Consider the following 26,388-nt stretch of genomic DNA (forward strand, 5'->3'; position numbering starts at 1 on the left):
TTTCCGCTTACTTGCCGGCGCGCGACTTGTCGCGGGCGGCGCGGAATTCGTCGCCTTCGACCCAGTTCGGCCATGCGTCGGTCATCGCAAGCATGCGGCCCGCGGCGTAATAGAGGCGCAGGTCCGACATCATGCCGCCCCAGTTCGTGATCGCCTCATATTCGTCGCCCGGTGCGTGATAGCGGTTCGTTTCATAATCTTCGGCCGCTTTCTTGCCGGCCTCGACGCCGCCCTCGACGAGTTCGTCGCCGCTGCCGAAGTTGAACATAGGCACGCCCAGCTTGGCGAAGCTGAAGTGGTCCGAACGGTAATAGAAGCCCTTTTCGGGGGTCGGCTCGGCCTTGACCGTGCGGCCCTCCATCTTCGCGAGCTTTTCGACATAGGCGTCGAGTTCGGACTTGCCGCCGCCGACGACGACGATGTCCTTCGCGGGGCCGATTGCATTCAATGCGTCCATGTTCACGCCGCCGACCGTCTGCGCGAGCGGGAAGACCGGGTTTTCGGCATAATATTTCGAACCGAGCAGGCCCGATTCTTCGGCGGTCACCGCCAGGAAGACGATGCTGCGGTCGGGCGCGCCCGCCTTGTGGAAGGCCTGCGCCAGCGTCACCAGACCCGCGATGCCGCTCGCATTGTCGACCGCGCCGTTGCAGATATCGTCGCCATCGACGGGCGTGCAGCGGCCAAGGTGATCCCAATGGCCGGTGTAGAGCACATATTCGTCGGGACGCTTGGCACCCGGCAGCACGCCGATGACGTTGCGCGACATCTTTTTCGAAATGTCATTGTCGAAGCCGAAATTGGCCTTCACGCCGGTCAGCGCGACGGGCTTGAACCCCTTCTTCTTCGCGGCCTCGCGCAGCTTGTCGAAATCCTGTCCCGCGCTCGCGAAGAGTTCCTTCGCCTTGGCGAGCTGGATCCAGCCGTTGGCGACGGTTTCCTTCGCGCCGCCGTCCTTGCTTTCGGCGAGATATTGCGTGCCCGTGTTGCTGCTTTCCACGACGTTCCAGCCATAAGCGGCGGGTTCGGTGTCGTGGACGATCAGCACCGCCGCGGCGCCCTGGCGCGCGGCTTCTTCATATTTATACGACCAGCGGCCATAATAGGTCATCGCGCGGCCGTTGAATTCGCCCTTGGCTTCCTTGGTCTGCCAGTCGGGATCGTTGACGAGGACGACGACGGTCTTTCCCTTCACATCGAGCCCGGCATAGTCGTTCCAGCCCTTTTCGGGGGCGTTGATGCCATAGCCGACGAAGACGACGTCGCTGTCCTTGACCGCGGTCTTGGGCTGGACGCGATAGCTGAACGCGACATAGTCCTTTGCATATTGCGCAGTCACCGGGGTCTTGCCGCCGGTGAAGGTGAGCGGCGTCGCATTTTTCGCGGTGATTTCGACCAGCGGCACGTCCTGCGTCCACTTGCCGTTGTTGCCGGGCTTCAGCCCCGCTTCCTCATATTTCTTGATGATATAGGCGACGGTCTTTTCCTCGCCGGGCGTGCCGGGGGCGCGGCCTTCATAGGCGTCCGACGACAGTTCCTTGGTCACTTCCTGCAAGGTCGCGAGCGACAGTTCGGGGATCTGGACGTCGGGGATGGCGGTGGCCGACGTCGCCGCCTTGTCGGAGGTGTTGCACGCGGCAACGGTCAGGAGAACAGCAACGGCTGCGGTCGTTCGGGGGAAACGAAGCATGGAAATTCCTCGGAAAGTTTCATTTGCGGGCGAGCGGGCTTGTGCCAGCGCGGGGAAGGGGATGCAAGCGCCGGGGAACCGGGAGTTCAACGTCGGTTCGGCCGGTTCCGTGCGATGCCATATCCAGCCGTCCTTCGGAACCATATGATTCAGCGAACCGACCTGCAATCGGCGAGACAAGACGACTGCAAGTTACCGGCGACCCGGAATTTCCTTTCAAAAGATTCCGAATCATGTTTTATTTGCGGCGCAACAGCAGGGGCTTACTGTGATGCTGCGTTCCCGTTTTCTCGGCGCGGCCGTCGTCGCCGCCTTGTTACTCCCCGCGCCGGCCTTCGCCCGAAGGCATGACGATTGGCACGACGATCATCGTCATCACGATCGCGATGGTGACGCCGCCGCGGGCGCTGCGCTTGCGATCGGCATCGTGGGAATAGCGGCCGCCATATCTGCGAAGAAGAAGCGTAAGGCAGAGGAGCAGCGCGACGCTTATCGCTACGGCTATGGCAACAGCTATGGCAGCGATTATTTTTCGCCATCGCGGGACGTGAGTTGTTACCGGAGCGAACGACGTTGCTTCGTTCGCGATCAATTCTCCTACGGCTGGACGGAAAGCCAGTTCGGCTACGATCCGCATCGCCGGGGGTATTGACGATGACCGTACGAAATTTGGTTCTCGCTGTCGCATTGACGACCGCGCCCGTCGCGGTCTCCCACGCAAAGGCACCCGCGCCCGCGCCGATCACCGTGAAGATGGATCTGGCCGCCACAGATGCGATCCGTTCGTTGCTAGGCGACGCATTTGACGAGGGCCAAGTCGCGATGCTGCAGGCGCTCGGCCATCAGCAGGCCGTAGCCGCGGTTTGCGACGGCTTTGAAATCGATCCGGCGGCGTTTCAGAACGAATTCGATCTGATCTACGACGACCAGGCAGGGAAACCGCGCAGCCTTGATTCCGGCCAGCGTGCGGAAATCGAAAGGAAGGCAACGCTGGCACTGGGAATGGCGTTCGGCGCCCAGATCGCCATTTCTGCCAATGATCATCCTGCCTTTTGCAAAGCGGCTGGTGACGAGCGCGCCGCCGGAAAGGCCACCAACCTGGTCTGGACGAAATAGAGGCGTGCGCGTCCGGCCGAACTGGAAACCGGCCGTCTGCGTCTATCTCGTCTACAACGCGATCATATTTGCGACGTGGGGCGCAGTTGGCGCACGCTATACGGACATGGTGTCCGATCGCGTGGCATTTGCGAGCCTCGTCATTCCCCTTGGTCTCGGCGCGTTCTTCATGGCGTCGAGCGTTTCCTGGTTCGGATGGTGGAAACCGGCGCTCGGCGAAGGCCGCAGGGGTGGGCCGCCATGGGCGCTGCTTTTGGTCCTGTCCGGAATGATCGGTATGGTGCTGGTGAACAGCACTGCGACAGATTGGCATTCCTTTTCGCCCGCGCATCTGACGACCCTCGTCCTTGCAGGCATATTGGTCGGTTTCAACGAAGAGCTTTTGGCGCGCGGTGTGCTGGTGACCGGATTACGCGGATCGACGGCGAACGAGGTGCGCGTCTGCCTTTTGTCGTCGCTGCTTTTCGGAGCGATGCATATTCCCAACGCGCTTTTCGGCATTCCACTCTTCGCAAGCCTTATTCAATGCCTGTTCGCCGCGCTGATGGGCGGCGCTTTCTATGTTTTGCGCCGGGTCAGCGGAAGCATATGGCTGCCGATGCTGATGCACGGGGCGTGGGACTTTACTTCGTTCAGCGTGCAGGCGGTGGGGCAACGGCCGGCGCTCTCTCCTGTGATGCAGTTCGGGACCTATTTTCTCGCGATCATTGCTGTAATCGCCGTCCTCCGTCACGAGCGCCGTATCGCATCGCCACATTAAGGGCCTAAAATTGCATTTCCTCAATTTCCTGAATTCGCTCGACGAACTTCTCTACGAGCTGATGAGCTGGATCATCTTCTTTCCCGTGACTTTATGGCGCACGATCCGGCGTCCCCTTGCCACGATGACCTATGCTTTCGAACAGCTCCAATTGCCGGAAGGCCAGCAATTTCGAGCGACGGTCAGTCCGCCCATCATGCTGATTCTGGCGGTGTTGATCGGGCAGGTCGTAGATATCGCGCTTCACGGTACCAACCCGCTGGTTAAAAGCGACAAGGGGCTGGCTTCGCTGATCGACGATAACACCACGCTCCTGATGCTTCGCATTCTCTTGTTCGGCCTGTTCCCGCTCATTCTCGCCACGCGCTATGTCAGGCGCAGCGATTTCGACCTGGACCGCGACACCTTGAAAGCTCCATTTTACGCGCAGTGCCTCGCGCTTGCCCCGGTCGCCCTTGCATTCACACTGGGAACGTCGCTGCTGTTCCAGCCGGAAACGCCGCAGAAGATATTCGGGTCCGTCCTTTTCGGCTTTGCGGTCCTGTTCTTGGCCATTGTCGAAGTGCGATGGTTCAGCAGGCAGCTCGAACAATCGCTCGGACGGTCGCTGCTCGACGTTGGCCTTGCATTGATCGAAAGCCTGGTCATCTTTTTCGGAGTAGGGATCGTTATTGCGACATGATCAAAGCAGAAATTTGCTGAGGATGGCTGCCTGACTTTGACCAGAAGCGACGCTGGGAAAGCAAGTCCGCCTCTGTCTGGCATCGCCCCACATCCTCTCGTTCGACGAAAAAGGGCGGCCCGTTGCCGGACCGCCCCTTTGAAACCTCCGTGGTCGAAACCCGATCAGCGCGAATAGAATTCGACGACCAGGTTCGGTTCCATCTTCACCGGATAGGGCACTTCGTCGAGCGTCGGGACGCGGACATAGGTCGACTTGGTGCCGTCAACCGACAGATATTCGGGAAGGTCGCGCTCGGGCAGGCTCTGCGCCTCGGCGACCAGCGCCATTTCCTGTGCCTTCTTGCCGAGGGTGACTTCGTCGCCCGGCTTCACAAGGCGGCTGGCGACGTTGCACTTCACGCCGTTCACATAGACGTGACCGTGGCTGACGAGTTGGCGCGCCGAGAAGATCGTCGGCGTGAACTTCGAGCGATAGACGACGGCGTCGAGGCGGCGCTCGAGCAGGCCGATCAGGTTCTGGCCGGTGTCGCCCTTCATGCGCGATGCTTCGAAATAGTTCTTCTTGAACTGCTTTTCGGTGATGTCGCCGTAATAGCCCTTCAGCTTCTGCTTCGCGCGGAGCTGGATGCCGAAGTCGGACATCTTGCCCTTACGGCGCTGACCATGCTGGCCGGGGCCATATTCGCGGCGGTTTACGGGGCTCTTCGGGCGACCCCAGATGTTTTCACCCATCCGGCGGTCGAGTTTATACTTGGCGCTCTGGCGCTTCGACATTGTCGTCTCCAATATGCTGTGTGCCGAAGGATTTCGGCGGTTCCCGGGTCGCACCATATGGACGAGATGCCATATGCGACCGCCGCTTCACCGGGGTGCGGGGTCCATTGCGAAGGCGCGCGGTTAGACGGGAGGCGGCGCAAAGTCAAGCGCTCAAGGCCCCGCTCGACAGAATGGAAAAAGCCGTTAAAGGCAGCGCGCATGACGTCCGCCAAACTTCCCGAAGCCAAACTTCCCGAAGACTGCGAAACGATGATCGAAGTCCGCGCCGGGGTCGACCAGGTCGATCGCGAACTCGTCGCGCTGCTCGTCCGTCGTTTCGGCTATATGGACGCCGCGGCGCGCATCAAGACCGACCGCACTGCCGTCCGCGACGAGGCACGTAAGGCAGAGGTGATCGACAATGTCGCGCGCGAAGCCGAAGCTGCGGGGCTGGAACCCGAGCGGCTGCGTGCCGTGTGGAACGAACTCGTCGAACAATCGATCGCCTATGAGGCGGCCCGCTGGGACCGCCTGCGCACCGACAGTTGATCGTCTAGTTGGTGGAGCCGGCCGTCGGCGCGTCGGCAACGGCTTGCGTCGCCTCTTCCTTCGGCTTCACGGGTTCGACGACCGTGCGGCACACGCGCTTGGGCACGGCGCTGCCGGTCGATTCCACTTTCTCACAGACTTTTTTGGGTTTTGCCGGTTTCGCCGGGGTCGTACCGGCCGCATTGGCGGAAGTCACCGCCAAGGCGATGGAAACTATTGCGGAAATCATGGATCTATTCGCCCTTCAAAAGGATGCGGCCTTCTAGAGAGGTTTATTGCTCCCGCCAAGAGGCCAAGCTATTGCCTGATATTTCGCGGGCGGGCGTTCAATTGCCGGCGCCGGACAGGCGCGCGTCGTTGCGGATATTGGTCGGCTGGCCGTCCCATTCTTCCTGCGTCTTGCAGATACGGCTTTTGAGGCGCGATCCGGTGCTCTTGTTGGCGCGGCACACCATTTTCGGCTTTGCGGGTTTCGTTTCGCTCGTCGTCTGCGCCTGGGCCGCTGCTTCGGGTGTGGCGGCGGAAAGAGCGAGGGTGAGTACCAGGGTCAGCATGATCGTCTCCAGCGAGGGGACTTACCCGTTATCGCGGCCGGGGCGTCCTGCCAAGAGCGGTTATGATGCCGTGCATCATCCTGATATCATTGTGTGACCAGCCCGTTTTGGTCAGTGCGGTCCGCAAGGTGCGCAGCGTCGCCTCGGTCCGCTCGGGCGGGACGAAATAGCCGCTCGCGTCGAGATCGCGCGTGAGATGCTGGATGAATTCTTCCAGTTCGGCGTGCGGTGCCGGTGGATCGAGCGGCACCTCGGGCGGGCTGGCAAGCGCGATGCCCTTCGACCATTCATAGGCGAGCAGGATGACGGCTTGCGCCAGGTTGAGCGACGCGAATTCGGGGTTGATCGGCACCGTGACGATTGCGTGCGCGAGCGCGACATCGTCGGTTTCGAGGCCCGAGCGTTCGGCGCCGAACACATAGGCCGAGCGGCCCGCGCTCGCATGAACCTCGCGCGCTGCCGCTTCGGGGGTCAGTACGGGTTTCATCACACCCCGCTTGCGCACGGTGGTGGCATAGATGGTCGTGCAGTCGGCGACCGCATCGGCGAGGCTGCCGAAAACCTCTGCCTCGGCGAGCACGATGTCGGCACCCGCCGATGCCGGGCCGGCGTCGGGATTGGGCCAGCCGTCGCGCGGGGTGACGAGGCGGAGTTCGGTCAGCCCGAAATTAAGCATCGCACGCGCCGCCTTGCCGATATTCTCACCAAGCTGCGGACGGACGAGGACGATGACAGGGGGCAGGGCTGCGCTCAATTTTTATGCGCTGCTTCGGTTACCGACGACGCGAATTCCTCGAAATCCTTGGCCTCGGTGAATTCGCGGTAGACGCTGGCAAAGCGGATATAGGCAACGCTATCGAAACCTTTCAGCGCTTCCATCACCATGCCGCCGATCTGCTGTGCCTGGACTTCGCTCTCGCCCGAGGTTTCGAGCTGGCGCTGGATGCCCGACACCAGCCGTTCGATGCGCGCGCCGTCGATCGGCCGCTTGCGGCACGCGATCTGGATGCTGCGCATCAATTTCTCGCGATCGAACGGTTCGCGGCGGCCGTCGGCCTTGGTTACCCCAACTTCGCGAAGCTGGATGCGTTCGAAGGTCGTGAAGCGCGCGCCGCAATCCTCGCACTGGCGGCGGCGGCGAATCGCGGCGCCGTCCTCGGTCGGACGGCTGTCCTTCACCTGGCTGTCTTCATGGCCGCAATAGGGACAACGCATGGGCTAGCGTTTCACCCGGCTGTATAGCGCGACGGCGGCGCCGGCGAGAAGGCCGGCCGGCCAGCTGACGACGGGGAGCACAGCGCCAATGACGGCGCCCACGACGCCGCCGGTCAGCACCGGGCGCGTGGAGGGATGGGCCAGACCTTGCTTGCCCATCGCCTTGACCTCTTCGATCGTCATCTCGACCAGCGTCGGTTCCTCGGGGTGCTGCCGCGCCATCGCCTTATCCCTGATAGATGGGGAAGCGTTCGCACAGCGCGCGGACGCGGCCGCGGACATTCGCCTCGACATCGGCGTCGCCATGCTCGCCCTTGTCGCGCAGGGCCTCGAGCACATCGGCGACCATATCGCCGATTTCCTCGAATTCGGCGATGCCGAAGCCGCGCGTCGTGCCGGCGGGCGATCCGACGCGGATGCCGCTCGTCTTCACCGGCGGCAGCGGGTCAAACGGAATGCCGTTCTTGTTGCAAGTGATCGCGCTGCGTTCGAGCGCCTCGTCGGCGTCGCGGCCGGTGACGCCGAGCGGGCGGAGGTCGATCAGCGCCAGATGCGTGTCGGTGCCGCCCGCGACGACATCGGCGCCACGGTCCTTGAGGCGGCCGGCCAGTGCCTGCGCATTGGCGACGGTCGCCTTGGCATAATCCTTGAACTCGGGGCGCAAAGCTTCGCCGAACGCCACCGCCTTGGCGGCGATGACGTGCATCAGCGGGCCGCCCTGCAGACCGGGGAAGACCGCCGAATTGATGCGCTTGGCGATCGCGTCGTCATTGGTCAGGATCATGCCGCCGCGCGGCCCTCGCAGCGTCTTGTGCGTCGTCGTCGTGACGACATGCGCATGTTCCATCGGCGAGGGATGGACGCCGCCGGCGACGAGGCCCGCAAAATGCGCCATGTCGACCATCAGCAGCGCGCCGACATCGTCGGCAATCTTGCGGAAGCGCGCGAAATCGAGCGTGCGCGGATAGGCCGAGCCGCCCGCGATGATGAGCGCGGGGCGATGTTCCTTCGCCAGCGCCTCGACCTGATCGAAGTCGACGAGATGATCGTCTGCGCGCACGCCATATTGCACCGCGTTGAACCATTTGCCCGACATGGCGGGCGGCGCGCCGTGGGTCAGGTGGCCGCCGGCGTCGAGGCTCATGCCGAGGATCGTCGCGCCGGGCTTGGTCAGCGCGAGCATCACCGCGCCGTTCGCCTGAGCGCCCGAATGCGGCTGGACATTGGCATAGCCGCAATCGAACAGCTGCTTGGCGCGGTCGATCGCGAGGGTTTCGACCTCGTCCGACGGCGCGCAACCCTGATAGTAACGGCGGCCGGGGTAACCCTCGGCATATTTGTTGGTGAACACCGAACCCTGCGCTTCGAGCACCGCCTTCGAGACGATATTCTCGCTCGCGATCAGTTCGATCTGATATTGTTCGCGTTCGAGTTCATGCTTCATCGCCGCCGCGACTGCGGGATCGACCGTGCCGACGCCATCGGTGAAATAGCCGGCCGATTTGATGGGCTTTGCGAGCGTGTCTGTGGTCATCGGCTGGTCTCCAGTTGAGGCGGATTCGAAAGCTTGTCGACGCGTCGCGCGTGGCGATCGCCGGCGAAATCAGTGGTCAGGAAGGCGTCGAGGCACGCCTTCGCCATGTCGATGCCGGTCAGGCGTGCGCCCATTGCGATGACATTCGCGTCATTATGCTCGCGCGCGAGCTTCGCCGACAAGGGTTCGGACACGAGGGCGCAGCGCGCCGCAGGGTTGCGGTTGACCGAGATCGAAATGCCGATGCCTGATCCGCAGAGGGCAACGCCGCGTTCCGCGCCGCCATCGGCGATCGCTTTGCCTAGTTTGTAGCCATAATCGGGATAATCGACGCTTTCGGGGCCGTTGGTGCCAAGATCCTCGACCTCATGCCCCTTTTCGCGCAGCCAGTCGGCAAGCACGGCTTTCAGCTCATAAGCGGCGTGGTCGGAGGCGATGGCGATGCGCATGGTGCGGCTCCCGCGGGGTCTAAGGGAATCGATGTCGGCCCTTTAGGCGAAGCCGCGCGGATTGGCCATAAGCGAGGTGGCAAATTTGTGACGTCCCCGATAAAGCCGCCCTATGTCCGACACGATTATGTCCATCCTGATGCTGACCGGCGTGCTGCTGACGGGCGGCGCCGTCCTGGTTTTTCGTAGGGGCGATCGCCGCCGCGCGCTGCTGATGCTCGTCGCGGCGCTCGTGATGTTCGCGAATGTCGCGATCTGGCTGGTGCCGGTGCAATAATCTTGATCCTCCCTGCTGCGCAGCGGTGGTGGAGGGGCCGCGGCATTGCGCCATTGGCCCCTCCGTCAGCGCTTCGCGCTGCCACCTCCCCATGGCTTCGCCACAGGGAGGATCGTTATCTTCAGCGGATCGGCGAATCGGGCGCGAGCCGCATATCCAGATAGTTGTCGAGCGACTTCATCAGCTGGTCGAGCTCATGCTCGAAGAAGTGATTGGCGCGCGGGATCTCGTCGTGATGGATGGTGATACCCTTTTGGGTGCGCAGCTTGTCGACCAGCTTCTGCACCGCCGACGGCGGCACGATCTCGTCCTGCCCGCCCGCGACGATGATGCCTGATGAGGGGCAGGGCGCGAGGAAGCTGAAGTCGTACATGTTCGCCGGCGGCGCGACCGAAAGGAAGCCGCGGATTTCTGGGCGGCGCATCAACAGCTGCATCCCGATCCACGCGCCGAAGCTGAAGCCCGCGATCCAGGTCGTCTGCGCCTCGGGGTGGATTGACTGCACCCAGTCGAGCGCCGACGCGGCATCGGAGAGTTCGCCAATGCCGTTGTCGAACGTGCCCTGGCTACGGCCGACGCCGCGGAAGTTGAAGCGCAGCACCGCGAAGCCGCGCGCGACGAAACTCTTGTACATCGCCTGGGTGATGCGGTCGTTCATCGTGCCGCCGCCCTGAGGGTGCGGGTGGAGGATCAGCGCCACGGGCGCGCGCGGGCGCGGCGGGGGCGAGAAACGGCCTTCGATGCGGCCTTCGGGGCCGGGAAAAATCACGTCGGGCATGGGAGCACCTCTTATCTTTTATGGCTGGCCGCCGAATCGCCGGGTTGGCAGGGTGGCGGAGCGAAGATGGCGCCTATATAGAAATTGCGTAGCATGTTGCAACTTTTGCGAATCGATCGCAACAAGGATCTGTCCGCCGGATGATTTACCTCGATTACCAAGCCACCACGCCGCTCGCTCCCGAAGCGCGCGAGGCGATGTTGCGCTGGCTGGAGGGGCCGGGGGAAGGCATCGGTTTTGCGAACCCCGCGAGCACGCACAAAGGCGGGCGCGCGGCGGCGGCGGCGGTCGAGGTCGCGCGCGACCAGGTCGCGGCGCTGCTGCCGAAGGACGGGCGCGTCTTCTTCACCTCGGGCGCGACCGAGGCGCTCAATTGGGCGCTGTTTCGCGGCGCGGAGGTCATGCCCGGCGGAGTCGCGGGGCTGAGCATCGAGCATGCCGGGTCGCTCCAGTGCCTCGAAAGGCTGAATGCGACCATCCTGCCGGTCGATGGCGCGGGGCTGGCACTGCCGCCCGAGGGTGCGTCGATCCCCGAGAACGGAATCGTGGCAACGATGCTGGTGAACAATGAGGTCGGGACTATCCAGCCCGTCGCCGATTTCGCCGCCGCGGCGCATGCGAAAAACAGCCTGCTGCTCTGCGACGCGGTGCAGGGCTATGGCCGCGTTGCCATCCCCGGCGATGCCGATCTGATCGCTATCTCGGCGCACAAGATTCACGGCCCCAAAGGCGTCGGCGCGCTGTGGGTGAAGGACGGTATCGACCTGCCGCCGCTGATGTTCGGCGGAGCGCAGGAACAGGGGATGCGTTCGGGCACTGTCTCGCCCGCGCTATGCGCGGGTTTCGGCGTAGCGGCGGCGCTGGCGGCCGAACGGTTCGACGCGGACGCGGCGCATGTCGAACGCCTCTGGTCGCTCGCGCGCGACCTGCTCCCCGAATGGACGATCAACGGCGATGCGGCCCGCCGCTACCACGGCAATCTCAATATCCGGCGCGAAGGCGTGAACGGGCTGCGTCTGATGTCCGATGCGCGCGAAATCGCCTTTTCGCTTGGCAGCGCATGCGGTAGCGGGTCAGGCAAGGTCAGCCATGTGCTGCGCGCGATGGGGGTGAGCGAGGCCGATGCCCGCGCCTCGATCCGCCTCGGCTGGGGGCGCTACACCAGCGAACAGGATTTGCGCGACGGGCTGAACGCGATCAAGGACGCCGCGCGATTGCAGGGGGTCAACTGATGCGCGTCACCTTCATCCACGCCGACGGCAAAGCGCGCACCGAGGCCGAGGCCGAACCGGGGTCAATCCTGCTCGACATCGCGCAGGCGCATATGATGCCGCTCGAAGGGACATGCGAGGGCCAGATGGCTTGCTCGACCTGCCACGTCATCGTGGCAAAAGAGGATTTCGACCGCCTGCCGCCCGCGAGCGAGATGGAAGAGGATATGCTCGACCTCGCTGCCGGAGTGCGGCGGACCAGTCGGCTGTCGTGCCAGATCGTGCTGACCGAGGCGCTAGCTGGTCTGACGGTGCATATCCCCGCCGAAAGCCGCAACATGCAGGGGCCGCGCTGACGGGTGATTGCGACCGGTTGCGGTCGCTCCATTCTAATATTTCGTCATCCCCGCGAAAGCGGGGACCCAGAGCGTCCGTCGGCTGGTTTAGCCCCTGGGTTCCCGCTTTCGCGGGAATGACGAATGTGGGGAAGTCTGCGTCCCACCCTAAAACAGCCATAACGCCTTTCGACGGGGCCAGTGCTTGCATTTCCCGTCGCGCGCCGCCATATGCGCCGCGGAAGTCGGGCGGACGTGGTCTTCGCCAACCCGGTCAGGTCCGGAAGGAAGCAGCCGCAACGAATTCGCCGCGGGTCGTTCCGGCTTCCACCCATTTCCCCCTTCGACAAGACCGCGGCGCGCCCCTAAGACGGGGCCATGAGCGATTCCGCCGACGACGAAACCCCGATGCTGGGAATGGACCTGCCCGAGATGGCGCCGCAGCCGTCATCCGGCCCATACCGCGTCCTCGCGCGCAAATATCGCCCGCAAACCTTTGCCGAACTGATCGGTCAGGATGCAATGGTGCGCACGCTCGGCAACGCGATCGCGCGTGACCGGCTGGCGCATGCCTTCCTGATGACCGGGGTGCGCGGGGTCGGCAAGACGTCGACCGCGCGCCTGATCGCCAAGGCGCTCAACTGCATCGGCCCCGACGGGCAGGGCGGGCCGACGATCGACCCGTGCGGCGTGTGCGAACCGTGCCGGGCGATCACCGAAGGGCGCCATATCGACGTCATCGAAATGGACGCGGCGTCGAACACCGGCGTCGACGATGTGCGCGAGATTATCGAGGCGGTGCGCTACGCCGCCGTGTCGGCGCGCTACAAAATCTACATCATCGACGAAGTGCACATGCTCTCGCGTAACGCCTTCAACGCGCTGCTGAAAACGCTCGAAGAGCCGCCGCCGCACGTCAAATTCCTGTTCGCGACCACCGAAGTCAACAAGGTGCCCGTGACGGTGCTGTCGCGCTGCCAGCGTTTCGACCTGCGCCGCATCACTCCCGACATGTTGTTCGCGCATTTCAGCTCGATCCTTCAAAAGGAAGGCGTCGAGGCCGAGGCGCCGGCGATCTGGCTGATCGCCAACGCCGCCGAAGGATCGGTGCGCGACGGCCTCTCGATCCTCGATCAGGCGATCGCGCACGCTGATCTTGATGGCGGCGGCACAATCGCTGCGGCGCAGGTGCGCGTCATGCTCGGCCTGTCCGACCGTTCCTCGATCGCGCAATTGATGGCGACGATCCTCGAAGGCGATGCCGGTGCCGCGATCGACCTCGCGCGCGCCCAATATGCGCTCGGCATCGAACCCGTCGCGATGGTGCGCGGGCTGATGGACCTGACCCACGCGATCACGCTGGCAAAGGTCTCGCGCCACGACGACCCCGCGCTCGCCGAGGCCGACCGCGAACGGATCGGCGACTGGGCGAAAAAGCTCGGTTTCGCGCCGCTCAACCGGCTTTGGCAGCTATTGCTCAAGGGCCATGACGAGGTGCTGCGCGCGACCAATCCGCTCGAGCATCTCGAAATGCTGCTGCTGCGCGTGATCTACGCGGCGTCGATGCCCGATCCCGGCGAACTGGCAAAATTGCTCGAAAAGGGTGGTGTCCCGGCGATGCCGCTCGCCGCACCGGCGGCACCCGCCGCGCAGGAAAGCATGGCAGTCGAACCTGTCGCTGTGGTCGAAGCGGCAGCGACCGAAAGCGCAGATACCCCGGCATCCGCGCTGACCGTTGCGCAGATTCACCAGCTTCTTGAGAGCACGGGAAATCATCGGCTTGCAGTCGATGTTTACGACCATTTGCGAATCATTACCCTCGAACCCGGCAATCTCGTCTTTGCGCCGGTTGCTGGGCTCGGCGCGTCTTTTGCGCGCGATCTGGGTGATGCGCTGCTCGCGCAGACTGGCAGCCGCTGGCAGGTGCGCGAAGGCGAGGGTGAAGGGCGGCCAAGCCTTGGCAATATTCGTGCCGCGGCGCTCGCCGACAATGACGCGCGAATCCGCGAATTGCCCGTCGTGAAGGCCGCTTTGGCCGCTTTTCCCGACGCGAGGCTTGTCGACGGAGCCGACAACCGCCATAAGTCGAACCCATGAAATCGATCGAAGAAATGATGAAGGCGGCGCAGGAAGCTGCCGCAACCGTCCAGGCACAGATGCAGGAGGCGCAGGCGAAGCTCGACAGTGTCGAGGTCGAGGGTGTCTCGGGCGGCGGTCTGGTGAAGATTCTGGCCAGCGCCAAGGGCCGGATCAAATCGATCAGCATCGACGACAGCCTGATCGTCCCGGCAGACAAACAGATGCTCGAAGACCTGCTCGCCGCCGCGTTCAACGATGCGCGCGAAAAGGCCGATCGGGTGAGCAACGAAGAAATGGGCAAGATGACAAGCGGCCTGCCGCTGCCTCCTGGCTTCAAGCTGCCGTTTTGATTTTCGCACCGTTGGTCATCCCAGCGAAAGGCCGGGATCTCGACGGTGCATCAGGACGCAAGGGTGGATCCCGGCCTTCGCCGGGTTGACAGAATAACGGATGCGATCCGTCCTTCCGTTCAGCACTCCGACATTGAATGCGTGCCAACTTACGCCATATTAGCGATGAACACCCTATAAGAAGGGCGGAGCGCCCGGTCGCGGGGCCCGTCCAGGAGCCGTAATGACGCAATCTTATCCCCTTCTTCCGCTGCGTGACATCGTCGTTTTCCCGCACATGATCGTGCCGCTTTTTGTTGGACGTGACCGCTCGGTCGCCGCGCTCGAAACCGCGATGGAGTCGGACAAGGAAATCTTCCTCGTCGCGCAGCTCGATCCGGGCGAAGACGATCCGCAGCGCGACGACCTTTATGACGTCGGCGTGATCGCCACCGTGCTCCAGCTGTTGAAGCTGCCCGATGGCACCGTCCGCGTGCTCGTCGAAGGCAAGGAGCGCGCGAAACTGCTGTCGCTCGCCAACGAAGACAAGGCGGTGATGGCGAGCGTGAAGCCCGTCGGCGACACGATTGACGACAGCGTCGATACCGCAGCGCTGATGCGTTCGGTCGTCGACCAGTTCGAAAATTACGCCAAGCTCAACAAGAAGATGCCCGCCGAAACCGCGGTACAGCTGTCGCAGATTGAGGACGCCTCGCGCCTCGCCGATTCGGTTGCGGGCAATCTCAACATCAAGGTTTCCGACAAGCAGGCTTTGCTCGTCGAGGATGCGCCGTCGAAGCGACTCGAAATGGTCTTCGCCTTCATGGAAGGCGAGCTTGGCGTGCTGCAGGTCGAAAAGAAGATTCGCGGCCGCGTGAAGCGCCAGATGGAAAAGAGCCAGCGCGAATATTATCTCAACGAACAGTTGAAGGCGATCCAGCGCGAGCTTGGCAACGACAATGGCGAGGGCGGCGACGACCTGGCCGAACTTCAGCTCAAGATCGACAGCCTCAAAATGTCGAAGGAAGCCAAGGCGAAGGCGCAGGCTGAACTCAAGAAGCTGCGCGCGATGGCGCCGATGTCGGCCGAGGCGACCGTTGTCCGCAACTATCTCGACACGCTGATCGGCCTGCCGTGGGGCAAGAAGTCGAAACTCAAAAAGGATATTGCGAAGGCGCAGGCCGTCCTCGACGACGACCATTATGCGCTCGAAAAGGTCAAGGACCGGATTGTCGAATATCTGGCCGTCCAGGCGCGCACCAACAAGCTGAAGGGTCCGATCCTCTGCCTCGTCGGCCCGCCGGGCGTCGGCAAGACCTCGCTCGGCCGCAGCATTGCGAAAGCAACGGGGCGCGAATTCGTGCGCCAGTCCCTCGGCGGCGTCCGCGACGAGGCCGAAATTCGCGGCCATCGCCGTACGTATATCGGCTCGCTGCCGGGCAAGATCGTGACGAACCTCAAAAAGGCCGGCACGATGAACCCGCTGTTCCTGCTCGACGAAATCGACAAGCTCGGGCAGGATTTCCGCGGCGATCCGGCGTCGGCGCTGCTCGAGGTGCTCGACCCCGAACAGAATGGCAAGTTCCAGGACCATTATCTGGAAGTGGACGTCGACCTTAGTGACGTGATGTTCGTGACGACGGCCAACTCGCTGAACCTGCCGCAGCCCTTGCTCGACCGCATGGAGATCATCCGGCTCGAAGGTTACACCGAGGACGAGAAGGTCGAGATCGCCAAGCTGCACCTCATCGCGAAGCAGGTCGAGGCGCATGGGCTGAAGGCCGGCGAATTTGAGCTGACCGACGAAGGTCTGCGTGACCTCATTCGTTACTACACCCGAGAAGCCGGCGTCCGCACGCTCGAGCGCGAGATTGCGCGTCTGGCGCGCAAGGCGCTGCGCCGCATCCTTGAGGGGAAGGCGGAAAGCGTCACGGTAACGCCCGAGAATCTGTCCGAATTCGCGGGCGTCCGTAAATTCCGCCACGGTATGGGCGACCTCGAAGACCAGGTTGGCGCGGTCACCGGGCTGGCATGGACCGAGGTTGGCGGCGAATTGCTGACGATCGAAGCCGTCACAGCGTCGGGCAAGGGCCAGGTACGCACCACCGGCAAGCTCGGCGAAGTGATGACCGAATCGGTGCAGGCGGCGCTGTCGTTCGTGAAGGCGCGCGCCCCGGCCTATGGCATCAAGCCCAGCCTGTTCGCGCGCAAGGACATCCACATCCACTTGCCCGAAGGCGCGGTGCCGAAGGACGGCCCGTCGGCGGGTGTCGGCATGGTCACCGCGATGATTTCGACGCTGACCGGCATTGCGGTGCGCCGCGATGTCGCGATGACCGGCGAAGTCACGCTGCGCGGGCGCGTCCTTGCGATCGGGGGGCTAAAGGAAAAGCTGCTCGCGGCGCTGCGCGGCGGCATCACCACAGTGCTGATCCCCGAGGAAAACGAGAAAGACCTTGTTGAAATTCCGGCGAATATCACGACGGGCCTGAAGATCATCCCGGTCAGCCATGTCGACGAAGTGCTTGCCGTGGCGCTGGTGTCCCCGGTCGTGCCGATCGAATGGACCGAGGCCGACGAGCTTGCCGCATCGCCCCCGGTTACGGCCGGAACCGACCCGGAAACGACGATTCGGCACTGAGTCGAGCGCGCTTCATAGCATTTCGCCCCAAATTCGTCGCAAAATCGACGTTTTGGCGCGTTTTTCGCCCTTTTTTGCTTTGACAAGGCAGGGCTAAACATCGTTAGTGACGCGCCATGGCTTCGGGCCATGAGAATCATTAAACCAACCATATTGCAGGGGTTCCTTAGGCATGAACAAACAAGACCTGATCGCCGCCGTCGCTGATTCGAGCGGCCTGACCAAGGGTGATGCGAGCAAAGCCGTCGAGGCCGTGTTCGACGCGATCACCGGTTCGCTGAAGAAGGGCGGCGAAGTCCGTCTCGTTGGCTTCGGCACCTTCGCGGTCAGCAAGCGCAAGGCATCGACCGGTCGCAACCCGCGCACCGGCGAAACGATGACCATCGCGGCGTCGAACCAGCCGAAGTTCAAGGCCGGCAAGGCCCTCAAGGACGCCGTCAACTAAGCCCGACGGCACCTTCTGGTGAAATCATCTCGGGCCGTGGCGCAAGCTGCGGCCCGATTTGTATCTGCCGGGTGGGATCCATGGGGTTTGTACGTGAAGATTGAGCAAATGCCCGTTGCAATCACCGTCGCAGCGGCTATGGACGTCCGGCTTTCGGACGCCGGGCCTTCGGTCCGTCCCGATCGGGCGCGTAGCTCAGCGGTAGAGCACACCCTTCACACGGGTGGGGTCACAGGTTCAATCCCTGTCGCGCCCACCATGGCTTTCTGGCCATGGCGGAAAACGAAACCGGGGATGACCCGTCCATTCATCACCTATTCAATGCTCCGGCATTAGAGAAACGGCCATGATCCGCACGCTGACCTTTTCTCTCGCCTCCGCGCTGCTGCTATCGGCAGCGGCGCCCGCGGCCGCGCGCGGCGACCGCGACCAGGATAATCTTCGCCAGGCGGCGGCGCAGGGGCAGGTGATTCCGCTGAACAAGCTGATCGCCGACGTCCGCTCGCGCCCGCCCTATAATGACATGACCTATCTCGGCGGTCCGCAATTCGACGCGGGGCGGATGATCTATGCCCTGAAATTCATGGACGGCAGCCAGGTCGTGGTCGTCTATGTCGATGCCCGCACCGGCCGGATCGTGGGTCGCAAACCCTGACATCTTTGCTGCAACGACATTTTGCGATGATCGTTCGGACTTGATACACAGTCGAAACATGCGACCGGGCTGCCCGGTGCGCAACGGAAAGGCGCCTGAATGCGGATCTTGATTGTCGAAGACGAACCCACGCTGGGCCCGCAGCTGAAGGCGACGCTGGAAGGCGCCGGCTATGCCGTGGACCTCGCGACCGATGGCGAGGACGGCCATTTCCTCGGCTCCACCGAAAATTACGACGCGGCAATCCTCGATCTCGGCCTGCCTGAAATCGACGGGCTGACCGTGCTTGACCGCTGGCGCCGCGAAAAGCGCAACTTTCCGGTGCTCGTCCTGACTGCGCGCGATAGCTGGTCCGACAAGGTCGCCGGGCTCGATGCCGGCGCCGACGATTATCTCGCCAAGCCGTTCCAGACCGAAGAGCTGATCGCGCGCCTGCGCGCGCTGATCCGCCGCGCCGCGGGTAATGCGTCGAGCGAGCTGATCGCGGGCCCGGTGCGCCTCGACACGCGCTCGGGCCGTGTCACGCTCGACGGCGCTCCCGTGAAGCTCACCGCGCAGGAATATAAATTGCTGTCATACCTGCTCCACCACAAGGGCAAGGTCGTGTCGCGCACCGAACTGATCGAGCATATCTACGACCAGGACTTCGACCGCGATTCGAACACGATCGAAGTGTTCGTGACGCGCATCCGCAAGAAACTCGGCGCCGATATCATCACGACGATCCGCGGGCTTGGCTACCAGCTCGACGATCCGCAGGGATAAGCATGGCCGAAGCCGACGTCGCCCCGGCGGTCGCAGAAGACCCGGACGCGGCGGACAAACCGGCGGCGCTGACCAGTCGCATCACCGGCTCGCTCGCGCGGCGCATGATCGCGATCGCGGCACTGTGGATTTCGGTGCTGCTGATCGGCGGCGGCTTTGCGCTCGACCGCGTGCTGACCGGGGCGATCACGCGCAATTTCGATTCGAGCCTCGAATATGTGCTGATCGCGATGATCCGGTCGTCGGAGATCGGCCCCGACGGCGAGGTGCGGCTGGTCGAGCCGCTCGGCGACCAGCGCTTCCTCGAACCCTATAGCGGCCTTTATTGGCAGATCAGCGGTGGCAATCAGGAACCCTATCGCTCGCGTTCCTTGTGGGAACGCTCGCTGAAGGCACCGACGCCGCATGTCGACAACCAGATCCACACCTATGACAGCAACCAGTTTCCCGAAGAGGAACTGCGCGTGCTCGAACGCAACGTTATCCTGCCCGGCAGCAAGACCAATTGGCGATACCAGATCGCACAATCGCGCGAGGCGCTCGATGCGCAGGTCGGCGCCGTGCGACAAACGCTGATCCCCAGTCTCGCCTTGCTCGGCCTCGGGCTCATCATCCTCGCGGCGCTCCAGACCTTTTACGGCCTGTGGCCGCTGCGTCACATTCGCCGTGCGATCGCGGCAATGCGCGGCGGGCAGAACCGGCGCGTCGACGCCCCTTTGCCGCTGGAGGTGCAGCCGATGGTGGACGAGCTGAACGCGCTGCTCGCGCATAACGAGAAACAGGCGGAAGAAGCACGGCTCCACGCGGGCAACCTCGCACACGCGCTCAAGACCCCGCTCACCGTCCTCGTCAACAGCGCGACGAGCTCGAAATCTGAGCTCGCCGAAACCGTACGGCGCGAGGCCGCGACGATGCAGCGGCAGGTCGACCACCACCTTGCGCGCGCGCGCGCGGTCGGACGGCGCGGCGCAGCGCAGGCGCGCGCGGTCGTGTGGGACAGTGTGAACAGCGTGTCGCGCGCGGTCGCGGCGCTTTATCCCGAAACGCGGCTCGATGCGGCCGGCGACAAGAGCGTCGTCGTCCGGGTCGAACGGCAAGATCTCGACGAACTGGTGGGAAATCTGCTAGAAAATGCGGCCAAATATGGCGGTGGCAGCGTCTTCGTCACGGTCGGACGCGAAGACGGGATGGCCGAAATCCTGATCGAGGACGACGGCACCGGCATCTCACCCGCCGACCGCGAACGCATCTTCGACCGCGGCGTCCGGCTCGACAGCGGCAAGCCGGGAACGGGATTGGGCCTCGCCATCGTCCGTGATGTCGCCGAAATCTATGGCGGCAGTATTACGCTCGAGGAGAGTGAGGATTTGGGCGGGCTGATGGTCCGGCTGAGGTTGCCGGCAGCGTAGCGGCCGGAGCGCTTTTTCGCAGTCAATTCGATCCGACTTCCATTTTCAGCGACCGAAAATGAAAAAAAATTCCGCTTGTGCGACACAGGCTTATCGGCGCGCCGTGCGACAGCCGCGCCAACTCGCGCAACTTTCGCCGCCGCCGCGAGTATTCTTGTGCCAGAAAGGGCCACAAGACCATTTGCGGCCCTGCCAATCCAATTGAAGGAGTAGGGTATGGGTGCATTTACCAAGGGTTCGGGGGCGCTGTTGGCGCTGGCTATGCTGGCCGGGACGGCGACGGTCGGCGTCGCGGCACAGCAGCAGGACAATGATGGCGGCGAAGTCATGGCAACCGTCGTCGGTACGCTGCCTTCGCCTGACCAGATGACCAAGGGACCCAAGGTCGAAGGCATCATCGCCGCGCGCACCGATGGCCGCATCAAGGTTGCGACCGCCGACGGCAACAGCACCACCATCGCAATCGCCGACTATACGAAAATCAAGAGCAGCGGCGGCTTCCTCGGCCTCAACCGCGACAAGCTGGCCTCGGATCAACTGCTCAACGGTCTGCCCGTCACCATCGACACCTTGCAGTGGGACGGCGGCCTCGTGGCGAGCCAGGTCGAGCTCAAGAGCAAAGACCTCCGCACCGCATCGATGATCCGCACCGGCACCGACCAGCGCTTCGCCGAGCAGACCGCCGCGACCGAGGCGCTGCGCAGCCGCGTCGGCGACATCGACCAGTATAACGTCAAGGGCACGACAAACGTGAACTTCGCCACCGGCAAGGCGGTGCTGACCGAGCAGGCGAAGGCCGATCTTTGCAGCGCGGCAACGCAGGCCGAAGGCATGGACAACGCGCTACTGCTCGTCGTCGGCTACACCGATTCGACCGGAAGCCAGGAGCTCAACCAGGTGCTTAGCGAAAAGCGCGCGAGCCGCGTCGTCAATCATCTTCAGCAGGCATGCGGCTGGAAGCCTTATCGCATGCTGACCCCCACCGGGATGGCCGAAGCCGACCCGGCGGCGGACAACACGACGGCGGAAGGTAAGGCCCAGAATCGCCGCGTTGCGGTGAACATTCTGGTCAGCAAGGGCCTCGACGGCATGTAAGATGCGCGGGGGTGGGCTATGCTCACCCCGGCTTCCTCGTCGGAAGCGGCTATTGGGTCGCTTCCGTTCGCGGCGCTTTCAGGTCGCGGTGACTTCCAGCCCGCGCTGCACCGCCGGCCGCGCAAGGCCCGCCTCAAGCCACCGCTGGACATGCGCGAAGCGATCGAAGCCGACGATGTCTCGCGCTTCGTAAAAGCCGATCAGGTTGCGCACCCAACCGAGCAGAGAAATGTCGGCGATGCTGTAATCGGCGCCCATCACCCACTCGCGACTTGAGAGTCGATCATCGAGCACGGCCAGCAACCGCGTCGATTCGGCAGCGTAGCGGTCGCGTGGGCGCTTATCCTCATATTCGCGTCCGGCGAATTTGTGGAAAAAGCCGAGCTGGCCGAACATGGGGCCGACGCCGCCCATCTGCCACATCACCCACTGGATCGTCTCGTAGCGCATGTTCGGGTCTGCCGAAATGAACTGGCCGCTTTTGTCGGCGAGATAGAGCAGGATCGCGCCCGATTCGAACAGCGCCAGCGGCTTGCCGTTCGGTCCCGCAGGGTCGTAGATCGCCGGGATCTTGCCGTTGGGATTGAGCGCGAGGAACGCCGGGTCATGGCTCTCGTTGGCCATGATGTCGATGCGGTGCGGTTCGTAAGCGAGGCCGGTTTCTTCGAGCATGATCCCCGCTTTCACCCCGTTGGGCGTCGGGGCGGAGAAAAGCTGGATCCGGTCGGGGTGCTGCGCGGGCCAGCGCGCGAAGATCGGATGGTCGACGCTCACGCGCTTTGCTCCCGCTTGGCTTGCTGATGATGGCGGATCACCTCGTCGATGATGAACCGCAGGAACTTTTCGGTGAAATCGGGGTCGAGGTCGGCATCGCGAGCTAGCTCACGCAGCCGTTCGATCTGGCGCTCTTCACGATTGGGGTCGGCGGGGGGCAGGCCCTCGCGGGCCTTGAGTTCGCCCACCGCCTTGGTCACCTTGAAACGTTCGGCGAGCATATAAACGAGCGCCGCGTCGATATTGTCGATGCTTTGGCGGTAACGGCTCAACTGGTCGACCATGCGCGGCTCCTCTCTTGCCCGGACCGCTTGGCACCGTCGCACCCATACTGGCAAGCCGAAAGTCGTTGCAAAATCGTGACTGCGGCGCCAAGGCTCGCCGCGTTATGACTGCCGAGATACACCTCCTCCACGGCGATCGTCCGCCTTCGCTCGACCCGATGATGGCGCTTGTCGCCGCCGATATGAACGAGGTGAATTCGGTCATTCTCGACCGCATGCAATCCGAAGTGCCGCTGATCCCCGAACTCGCAGGCCACCTGATTGCGGGCGGCGGCAAGCGGATGCGCCCGATGCTCACGCTCGCGTGCGGCAAGCTGCTCGACTATCCGGGCCGCCGCCACTGCAAGCTCGCCGCGGCGGTTGAATTTATCCATACCGCGACGCTGCTCCACGACGACGTCGTCGACAAGTCGGACCTGCGCCGGGGCCGCAAGACCGCGAACCTGATCTGGGGCAACAGCGCGTCGGTGCTCGTCGGCGATTTCCTGTTCAGTCGCGCGTTCGAAGTGATGGTTGAGGATGGCTCGCTGAAGGTGCTCAAAATCCTCTCGCGCGCGTCGGCGGTGATCGCGGAGGGTGAGGTCAACCAGCTCTCCGCGCAGCGCCGGATCGAGACGAGTGAGGACCAATATCTCGCGATCATCAACGCCAAGACCGCCGAGTTGTTCGCTGCGGCATGCAAGATCGCCGCGGTCGTCGCCGAGCGCGACGAGGCGACCGAAGCCGCGCTCGACGCCTATGGCCGCAACCTCGGCATCGCCTTTCAGCTCGTCGACGATGCGATCGACTATGTTTCGGACGCCGAAACGATGGGCAAAGGGGTCGGCGACGATTTCCGCGACGGCAAGGTCACCTTGCCCGTCATCCTCGCTTATGCGCGCGGCGATGCGGCGGAGCGCGAATTCTGGCAGCTCGCGATCACCGGCCACCGCACGTCCGACGAGGATCTGGCGCACGCGACCAGCCTGCTCCACAAGCATGATACGATCGCCGACACGCTCGCCCGCGCGCGCCATTATGGCCAGCGCGCGGTCGATGCGATTGGCGGCTTCCGCGCGAGTCAGGCCAAGGCGACGCTGACCGAGGCGGTCGCCTTCGCCGTCGCGCGCGCCTATTGAACCGCGCCTGATGGCGATGGGAATGGGCCCTGTAGCGGACAATCCCGACGCATATATCGCCGCGCTATCGGACTGGCAGCGCGAGCGTGCCGAAATGATGCGCGGAGCGATCCTGCGCGCTGCTCCGTTCGAAGAGACGATCAAATGGACGAACCTCGTCTTCATGGCGAATGGTCCGTGCATCCTGATCCGTGCGGAGGAGCATCGGATGCTGCTCGGCTTTTGGCGCGGCAAGCGGCTGCGCGCGCTCGAACCGCGGATCAGGGCGAGCGGCAAATATGAGCTCGGCAATCTGGTGATGACCGAAGCGACCGAGGTGACGCCCGCGACGGTCGAACGTCTCGCCGCCGAGGCCTTTCGCCTCAACGCCGAACTGGGCGATCCGTCGGTACGCGCCTGATGCAGCCGCTGCCGATCGACGTTGTGCTGCCCGACATCATGGCGGCGCTGACGCTCAAGCCGAACGCCGTTGTCGTCGCGCCGCCCGGCGCGGGGAAGACGACGCGCGTTGCCCCCGCGCTGCTCGATCAGCCATGGTGCAAGGGACATGTCTGGCTGCTCTCGCCGCGTCGACTTGCCGCGCGCGCGGCGGCGGAGCGGATCGCCGAGGAAATGGGGACCGCGGTTGGCGGCATCGTCGGCTATGCGACACGTCTCGACAGCAAGCAGTCGGCATCGACGCGGCTACTGGTGATGACGCCCGGCCTGTTCCGCAACCGCATCCTCGCCGATCCCGAACTGTCGGGCGTGTCGGCGGTGCTCTTCGACGAGGTCCACGAACGCAGCCTCGACGGCGATTTTGCGCTCGCGCTCGCGATCGACGCACAGCAGGGGCTGCGCGACGACCTCCGCCTCGTAGCAATGTCGGCGACGCTCGACGGCGTGCGCTTCGGCGCGCTGCTCGGCAATGCGCCGGTGGTGAAGAGCGAGGGCAAGATCTGGCCGCTCGACCTGCGCCATATCGGCCGCCGCGCCGAGGACAGGCTCGAGGCTTCCGTGCTGGGCGCGGTGCGGCAGGCTCTCACCGAAGAGTCCGAGGGCGACATGCTGGCGTTCCTGCCCGGCGCCGCCGATATCGAGCGCACGGCCACCGCGGTCGAGGGGGCGCGCCTGCCGCTCGTCGTCCACCGCCTGCACGGCCAGATCGACCCTGCGCTGCAGCGAAAGGCGCTCGTCCGCGACGCCGACGGGCGACGCAAGCTGATCCTCGCGACGAGCATTGCCGAAACCAGCCTGACGATCGACGGCGTGCGGATCGTGATCGACGCCGGACTGTCGCGCCGCCCGCGCTTCGACAAGGCGGCGGGTATTGCGCGCCTCGTCACCGAGCGCGCGAGCCAGGCGTCGGCGACCCAGCGCGCGGGGCGTGCGGCACGGCAGGGGCCGGGGGTCGCCTACCGCCTGTGGGAAGCCGCGGCGACCGCGGGCATGCCGCCGTTCGACCCGCCCGAAATCCACGAGAACGACCTGATGCCCGTCGTGCTCGATTGCGCGAGTTGGGGCATTGTCGACCCGCGCCAACTTGGCTGGCTCGATCCGCCGTCGCCCGCCGCGATCTCCGAAGCGAAGGCGCGGTTGCAGGCGATCGGCGCGCTGAATGACGATGGCCGCATTACGGAGCACGGCAAGGCGCTTGCGGCGATCCCGTTGCCGGTACCGCTGGCGCATATGCTGCTCGACGCGGCGCGGGCAGGTGAGGGGGAGATGGCCGCGCGGCTTGCGGTGCTGCTGACCGAGCCCGGGCTCGGCGGACGCGGCGCCGATGTCGAAGCGCGGCTGGGGCGCTGGCGCGGTCAGCGCAACGAGCGCAGCGAAGGCGCTTGGCGCCTCGCGCGCCGGCTTGCGACGATCGGAGAGAAGCTGGCAGCCGGGACGGGCGATGTCGAACCGCGCTCGATCGGCGGCTGGATCGCGACCGCTTGGCCCGACCGCGTCGCACGCCAGCGTTCGGGACAGCGCGGCGAATATCTCAGCGTCGGCGGGCGGGCTTACCGTATCGATGCGGTCGATCCGCTCGCGGGCAGCGAATGGCTCGCGATCGCCGATGCGCAGGGCCACGCCGCAGGGGTGCGCATCCTCGCCGCGGCGCCGATCGATCAGGCCGAGGTCGAGGCGATCTTTGCCGACCGGATCGCCCAGCATTCGGCGAGCAGCTATGATGCGACAAGCGACCGCGTCGACCATCGCCGCGAACGGCGGCTCGGCGCGATTGCGCTGGCGAGTGGGCAGGGGGGGCGCAGCGAAAATGCCGAGGACGATATCGCGGTGCGCATGGCGGCGGTGCGCGGCAAGGGGCTTGGGCTCATTGGCTGGGGCCCGGCGTCGCAGGCGCTGCGCCAGCGCGCCTCCTATGCGGGGATCGACGCGCTATCGACGGGCGCGCTTGCCGACAGCGTCGATCTTTGGCTGGAGCCTTTGCTCGCGGGTTGCCGCGGTCTTCGTGACATCGGGGACCGCAAGCTGACCGACGCGCTGACGGCGATGCTCGACTGGCCGGCGCGGCAATTGCTCGAGAAACATGCTCCGGCTGATTATACGACGCCCGTCGGCAGCCGGCATCCGATCGACTATGGCGCCGACGGCGGGCCGACGGTCAGCGTGCGCGTGCAGGAACTGTTCGGGCTCGCGCGTCATCCGACGATCGGCGATCCGCCGGTGCCGTTGGTGCTCGCGCTGACCTCGCCCGCGCACCGCCCGATTCAAACGACGCGCGATCTTGTCTCCTTCTGGAGCGGCAGCTGGCATGACGTGGCGCGGGAGATGCGCGGGCGCTATCCCAAGCATAATTGGCCCGACGATCCGGCGAACGCGCGGCCCAGCTTGATGACCAAAGCGGCGCAGGCGCGGCGCGATGCGCAATAGGCCTCTTTTCGCAGCCGCCGGTTG

General features: G+C 64.2%; 31 protein-coding genes, 1 tRNA gene and 1 other RNA gene. 22 read left to right on the forward strand and 11 right to left on the reverse strand.

Annotated features, from left to right (window positions below):
• Positions 1 to 7: 7 nt before the first annotated feature.
• Positions 8 to 1,690, reverse strand: coding sequence for a M28 family metallopeptidase (locus SKP52_RS06875; RefSeq protein WP_039573197.1), 1,683 nt, complete (start codon positions 1,688 to 1,690; stop codon positions 8 to 10).
• A gap of 268 nt (positions 1,691 to 1,958) precedes the next feature.
• Here SKP52_RS06875 and SKP52_RS06880 point away from each other — a divergent pair, with 268 nt between their 5' ends.
• The 4 genes from SKP52_RS06880 to SKP52_RS06895 all read left to right on the forward strand — a co-directional run bounded on the left by SKP52_RS06880 (position 1,959) and on the right by SKP52_RS06895 (position 4,248).
• Positions 1,959 to 2,342, forward strand: coding sequence for a hypothetical protein (locus tag SKP52_RS06880; RefSeq protein ID WP_148309042.1), 384 nt, complete (start codon positions 1,959 to 1,961; stop codon positions 2,340 to 2,342).
• A gap of 2 nt (positions 2,343 to 2,344) precedes the next feature.
• Complete coding sequence (locus SKP52_RS06885) at positions 2,345 to 2,806, forward strand: hypothetical protein (RefSeq protein WP_039573201.1); 462 nt, start codon at positions 2,345 to 2,347, stop codon at positions 2,804 to 2,806.
• A 4-nt stretch (positions 2,807 to 2,810) separates the two neighbouring features.
• Positions 2,811 to 3,566 (forward strand): CPBP family intramembrane glutamic endopeptidase, encoded by a 756-nt coding sequence (locus SKP52_RS06890; RefSeq protein WP_052207935.1) that lies wholly within the window; start codon positions 2,811 to 2,813, stop codon positions 3,564 to 3,566.
• A gap of 61 nt (positions 3,567 to 3,627) precedes the next feature.
• Positions 3,628 to 4,248, forward strand: coding sequence for a hypothetical protein (locus SKP52_RS06895; RefSeq protein WP_228383851.1), 621 nt, complete (start codon positions 3,628 to 3,630; stop codon positions 4,246 to 4,248).
• 164 nt (positions 4,249 to 4,412) lie between these two features.
• Here SKP52_RS06895 and rpsD read toward each other — a convergent pair whose 3' ends face one another.
• Complete coding sequence (rpsD, locus tag SKP52_RS06900; protein WP_037510385.1) at positions 4,413 to 5,024, reverse strand: 30S ribosomal protein S4; 612 nt, start codon at positions 5,022 to 5,024, stop codon at positions 4,413 to 4,415.
• A gap of 201 nt (positions 5,025 to 5,225) precedes the next feature.
• Here rpsD and SKP52_RS06905 point away from each other — a divergent pair, with 201 nt between their 5' ends.
• On the forward strand, positions 5,226 to 5,555 hold the full coding sequence (locus tag SKP52_RS06905) for a chorismate mutase (RefSeq protein WP_039573207.1): 330 nt from the start codon (positions 5,226 to 5,228) through the stop codon (positions 5,553 to 5,555).
• An 8-nt stretch (positions 5,556 to 5,563) separates the two neighbouring features.
• Positions 5,564 to 5,821: a hypothetical protein gene (locus SKP52_RS26000; RefSeq protein WP_148309044.1), complete on the forward strand. Its 258-nt coding sequence runs from the start codon at positions 5,564 to 5,566 to the stop codon at positions 5,819 to 5,821.
• Positions 5,822 to 5,881: 60 nt separating this feature from the next.
• On the opposite strand, the gene SKP52_RS06910 is transcribed toward SKP52_RS26000, so the two are convergent.
• From SKP52_RS06910 to rpiB, 6 genes are read right to left on the reverse strand one after another with little or no spacing between them, the layout of a single operon-like run.
• On the reverse strand, positions 5,882 to 6,109 hold the full coding sequence (locus SKP52_RS06910) for a hypothetical protein (protein WP_039573209.1): 228 nt from the start codon (positions 6,107 to 6,109) through the stop codon (positions 5,882 to 5,884).
• Between the two features lie 28 nt (positions 6,110 to 6,137).
• Positions 6,138 to 6,863: an RNA methyltransferase gene (locus tag SKP52_RS06915; protein WP_039573212.1), complete on the reverse strand. Its 726-nt coding sequence runs from the start codon at positions 6,861 to 6,863 to the stop codon at positions 6,138 to 6,140.
• Positions 6,860 to 7,324 carry a transcriptional regulator NrdR gene (gene nrdR / locus SKP52_RS06920; protein WP_039573215.1) on the reverse strand — a complete coding sequence of 155 codons (465 nt, stop codon included), beginning with the start codon at positions 7,322 to 7,324 and terminating at the stop codon, positions 6,860 to 6,862. Before nrdR ends, SKP52_RS06915 begins: the two co-directional genes overlap by 4 nt.
• A gap of 3 nt (positions 7,325 to 7,327) precedes the next feature.
• Positions 7,328 to 7,546 carry a hypothetical protein gene (locus SKP52_RS06925; RefSeq protein ID WP_039573217.1) on the reverse strand — a complete coding sequence of 73 codons (219 nt, stop codon included), beginning with the start codon at positions 7,544 to 7,546 and terminating at the stop codon, positions 7,328 to 7,330.
• Between the two features lie 4 nt (positions 7,547 to 7,550).
• Positions 7,551 to 8,858 carry a serine hydroxymethyltransferase gene (gene glyA / locus SKP52_RS06930; protein WP_039573218.1) on the reverse strand — a complete coding sequence of 436 codons (1,308 nt, stop codon included), beginning with the start codon at positions 8,856 to 8,858 and terminating at the stop codon, positions 7,551 to 7,553.
• Positions 8,855 to 9,307 carry a ribose 5-phosphate isomerase B gene (rpiB, locus tag SKP52_RS06935; protein ID WP_039573220.1) on the reverse strand — a complete coding sequence of 151 codons (453 nt, stop codon included), beginning with the start codon at positions 9,305 to 9,307 and terminating at the stop codon, positions 8,855 to 8,857. Before rpiB ends, glyA begins: the two co-directional genes overlap by 4 nt.
• A gap of 112 nt (positions 9,308 to 9,419) precedes the next feature.
• Between rpiB and SKP52_RS26660 the strand changes: the two genes are divergently transcribed.
• Positions 9,420 to 9,584: a hypothetical protein gene (locus SKP52_RS26660; protein ID WP_167702730.1), complete on the forward strand. Its 165-nt coding sequence runs from the start codon at positions 9,420 to 9,422 to the stop codon at positions 9,582 to 9,584.
• Positions 9,585 to 9,705: 121 nt separating this feature from the next.
• On the opposite strand, the gene SKP52_RS06940 is transcribed toward SKP52_RS26660, so the two are convergent.
• Positions 9,706 to 10,362 (reverse strand): alpha/beta hydrolase, encoded by a 657-nt coding sequence (locus tag SKP52_RS06940; protein WP_037510410.1) that lies wholly within the window; start codon positions 10,360 to 10,362, stop codon positions 9,706 to 9,708.
• Positions 10,363 to 10,502: 140 nt separating this feature from the next.
• Between SKP52_RS06940 and SKP52_RS06945 the strand changes: the two genes are divergently transcribed.
• From SKP52_RS06945 to SKP52_RS06995, 12 genes are all read left to right on the forward strand, one after another.
• Positions 10,503 to 11,594, forward strand: coding sequence for a cysteine desulfurase family protein (locus SKP52_RS06945; RefSeq protein ID WP_039573223.1), 1,092 nt, complete (start codon positions 10,503 to 10,505; stop codon positions 11,592 to 11,594).
• Entirely contained in the window at positions 11,591 to 11,929 is a 339-nt protein-coding gene (locus SKP52_RS06950) for a 2Fe-2S iron-sulfur cluster-binding protein (protein WP_148309045.1), read from the forward strand. Before SKP52_RS06945 ends, SKP52_RS06950 begins: the two co-directional genes overlap by 4 nt.
• 216 nt (positions 11,930 to 12,145) lie before the next feature.
• Positions 12,146 to 12,243, forward strand: an RNA gene (gene ffs, locus SKP52_RS25190) — signal recognition particle sRNA small type.
• 43 nt (positions 12,244 to 12,286) lie between these two features.
• Entirely contained in the window at positions 12,287 to 14,005 is a 1,719-nt protein-coding gene (locus SKP52_RS06955) for a DNA polymerase III subunit gamma/tau (protein ID WP_148309046.1), read from the forward strand.
• Positions 14,002 to 14,337 (forward strand): YbaB/EbfC family nucleoid-associated protein, encoded by a 336-nt coding sequence (locus SKP52_RS06960; RefSeq protein ID WP_039573230.1) that lies wholly within the window; start codon positions 14,002 to 14,004, stop codon positions 14,335 to 14,337. The genes SKP52_RS06955 and SKP52_RS06960 overlap by 4 nt, the downstream gene beginning before the upstream one ends.
• Before the next feature lie 223 nt (positions 14,338 to 14,560).
• Positions 14,561 to 16,957 carry an endopeptidase La gene (lon, locus tag SKP52_RS06965; protein WP_039573233.1) on the forward strand — a complete coding sequence of 799 codons (2,397 nt, stop codon included), beginning with the start codon at positions 14,561 to 14,563 and terminating at the stop codon, positions 16,955 to 16,957.
• 172 nt (positions 16,958 to 17,129) lie between these two features.
• Positions 17,130 to 17,402 carry an HU family DNA-binding protein gene (locus SKP52_RS06970; RefSeq protein ID WP_037510426.1) on the forward strand — a complete coding sequence of 91 codons (273 nt, stop codon included), beginning with the start codon at positions 17,130 to 17,132 and terminating at the stop codon, positions 17,400 to 17,402.
• Positions 17,403 to 17,586: 184 nt separating this feature from the next.
• Positions 17,587 to 17,661 (forward strand) — tRNA-Val (locus SKP52_RS06975).
• Positions 17,662 to 17,748: 87 nt separating this feature from the next.
• On the forward strand, positions 17,749 to 18,057 hold the full coding sequence (locus SKP52_RS06980) for a PepSY domain-containing protein (RefSeq protein WP_039573236.1): 309 nt from the start codon (positions 17,749 to 17,751) through the stop codon (positions 18,055 to 18,057).
• Between the two features lie 99 nt (positions 18,058 to 18,156).
• A complete protein-coding gene (locus tag SKP52_RS06985) occupies positions 18,157 to 18,822 on the forward strand; it encodes a response regulator transcription factor (RefSeq protein ID WP_039573238.1) in 666 nt (221 codons plus the stop codon).
• Positions 18,823 to 18,926: 104 nt separating this feature from the next.
• On the forward strand, positions 18,927 to 20,231 hold the full coding sequence (locus SKP52_RS06990; RefSeq protein WP_039580167.1) for a sensor histidine kinase: 1,305 nt from the start codon (positions 18,927 to 18,929) through the stop codon (positions 20,229 to 20,231).
• 216 nt (positions 20,232 to 20,447) lie between these two features.
• Positions 20,448 to 21,326 carry an OmpA family protein gene (locus SKP52_RS06995; RefSeq protein WP_039573242.1) on the forward strand — a complete coding sequence of 293 codons (879 nt, stop codon included), beginning with the start codon at positions 20,448 to 20,450 and terminating at the stop codon, positions 21,324 to 21,326.
• A 78-nt stretch (positions 21,327 to 21,404) separates the two neighbouring features.
• Here the strand turns inward: SKP52_RS06995 and SKP52_RS07000 are convergent, their stop codons facing one another.
• Positions 21,405 to 22,100: a glutathione S-transferase N-terminal domain-containing protein gene (locus SKP52_RS07000; RefSeq protein WP_039573245.1), complete on the reverse strand. Its 696-nt coding sequence runs from the start codon at positions 22,098 to 22,100 to the stop codon at positions 21,405 to 21,407.
• Entirely contained in the window at positions 22,097 to 22,384 is a 288-nt protein-coding gene (locus SKP52_RS07005) for a chorismate mutase (protein WP_039573248.1), read from the reverse strand. The genes SKP52_RS07000 and SKP52_RS07005 overlap by 4 nt, the downstream gene beginning before the upstream one ends.
• 104 nt (positions 22,385 to 22,488) lie before the next feature.
• On the opposite strand from SKP52_RS07005, the gene SKP52_RS07010 reads away from it, so the two are divergent.
• Genes SKP52_RS07010 through hrpB form a run of 3 tightly spaced genes read left to right on the forward strand, consistent with a single transcriptional unit; the run spans position 22,489 to position 26,364 of the window.
• Entirely contained in the window at positions 22,489 to 23,502 is a 1,014-nt protein-coding gene (locus SKP52_RS07010; protein ID WP_039573249.1) for a polyprenyl synthetase family protein, read from the forward strand.
• Positions 23,503 to 23,512: 10 nt separating this feature from the next.
• The gene (locus SKP52_RS07015) at positions 23,513 to 23,902 is read left to right on the forward strand and encodes a DUF1801 domain-containing protein (RefSeq protein ID WP_228383852.1); all 390 of its coding nucleotides are present in this window, start codon (positions 23,513 to 23,515) and stop codon (positions 23,900 to 23,902) included.
• Positions 23,902 to 26,364, forward strand: coding sequence for an ATP-dependent helicase HrpB (hrpB, locus tag SKP52_RS07020; protein ID WP_039573252.1), 2,463 nt, complete (start codon positions 23,902 to 23,904; stop codon positions 26,362 to 26,364). The genes SKP52_RS07015 and hrpB overlap by 1 nt, the downstream gene beginning before the upstream one ends.
• The last annotated feature ends 24 nt before the right edge of the window (positions 26,365 to 26,388 follow it).

The organism is Sphingopyxis fribergensis, assembly GCF_000803645.1.
Taxonomy (GTDB): domain Bacteria; phylum Pseudomonadota; class Alphaproteobacteria; order Sphingomonadales; family Sphingomonadaceae; genus Sphingopyxis; species Sphingopyxis fribergensis.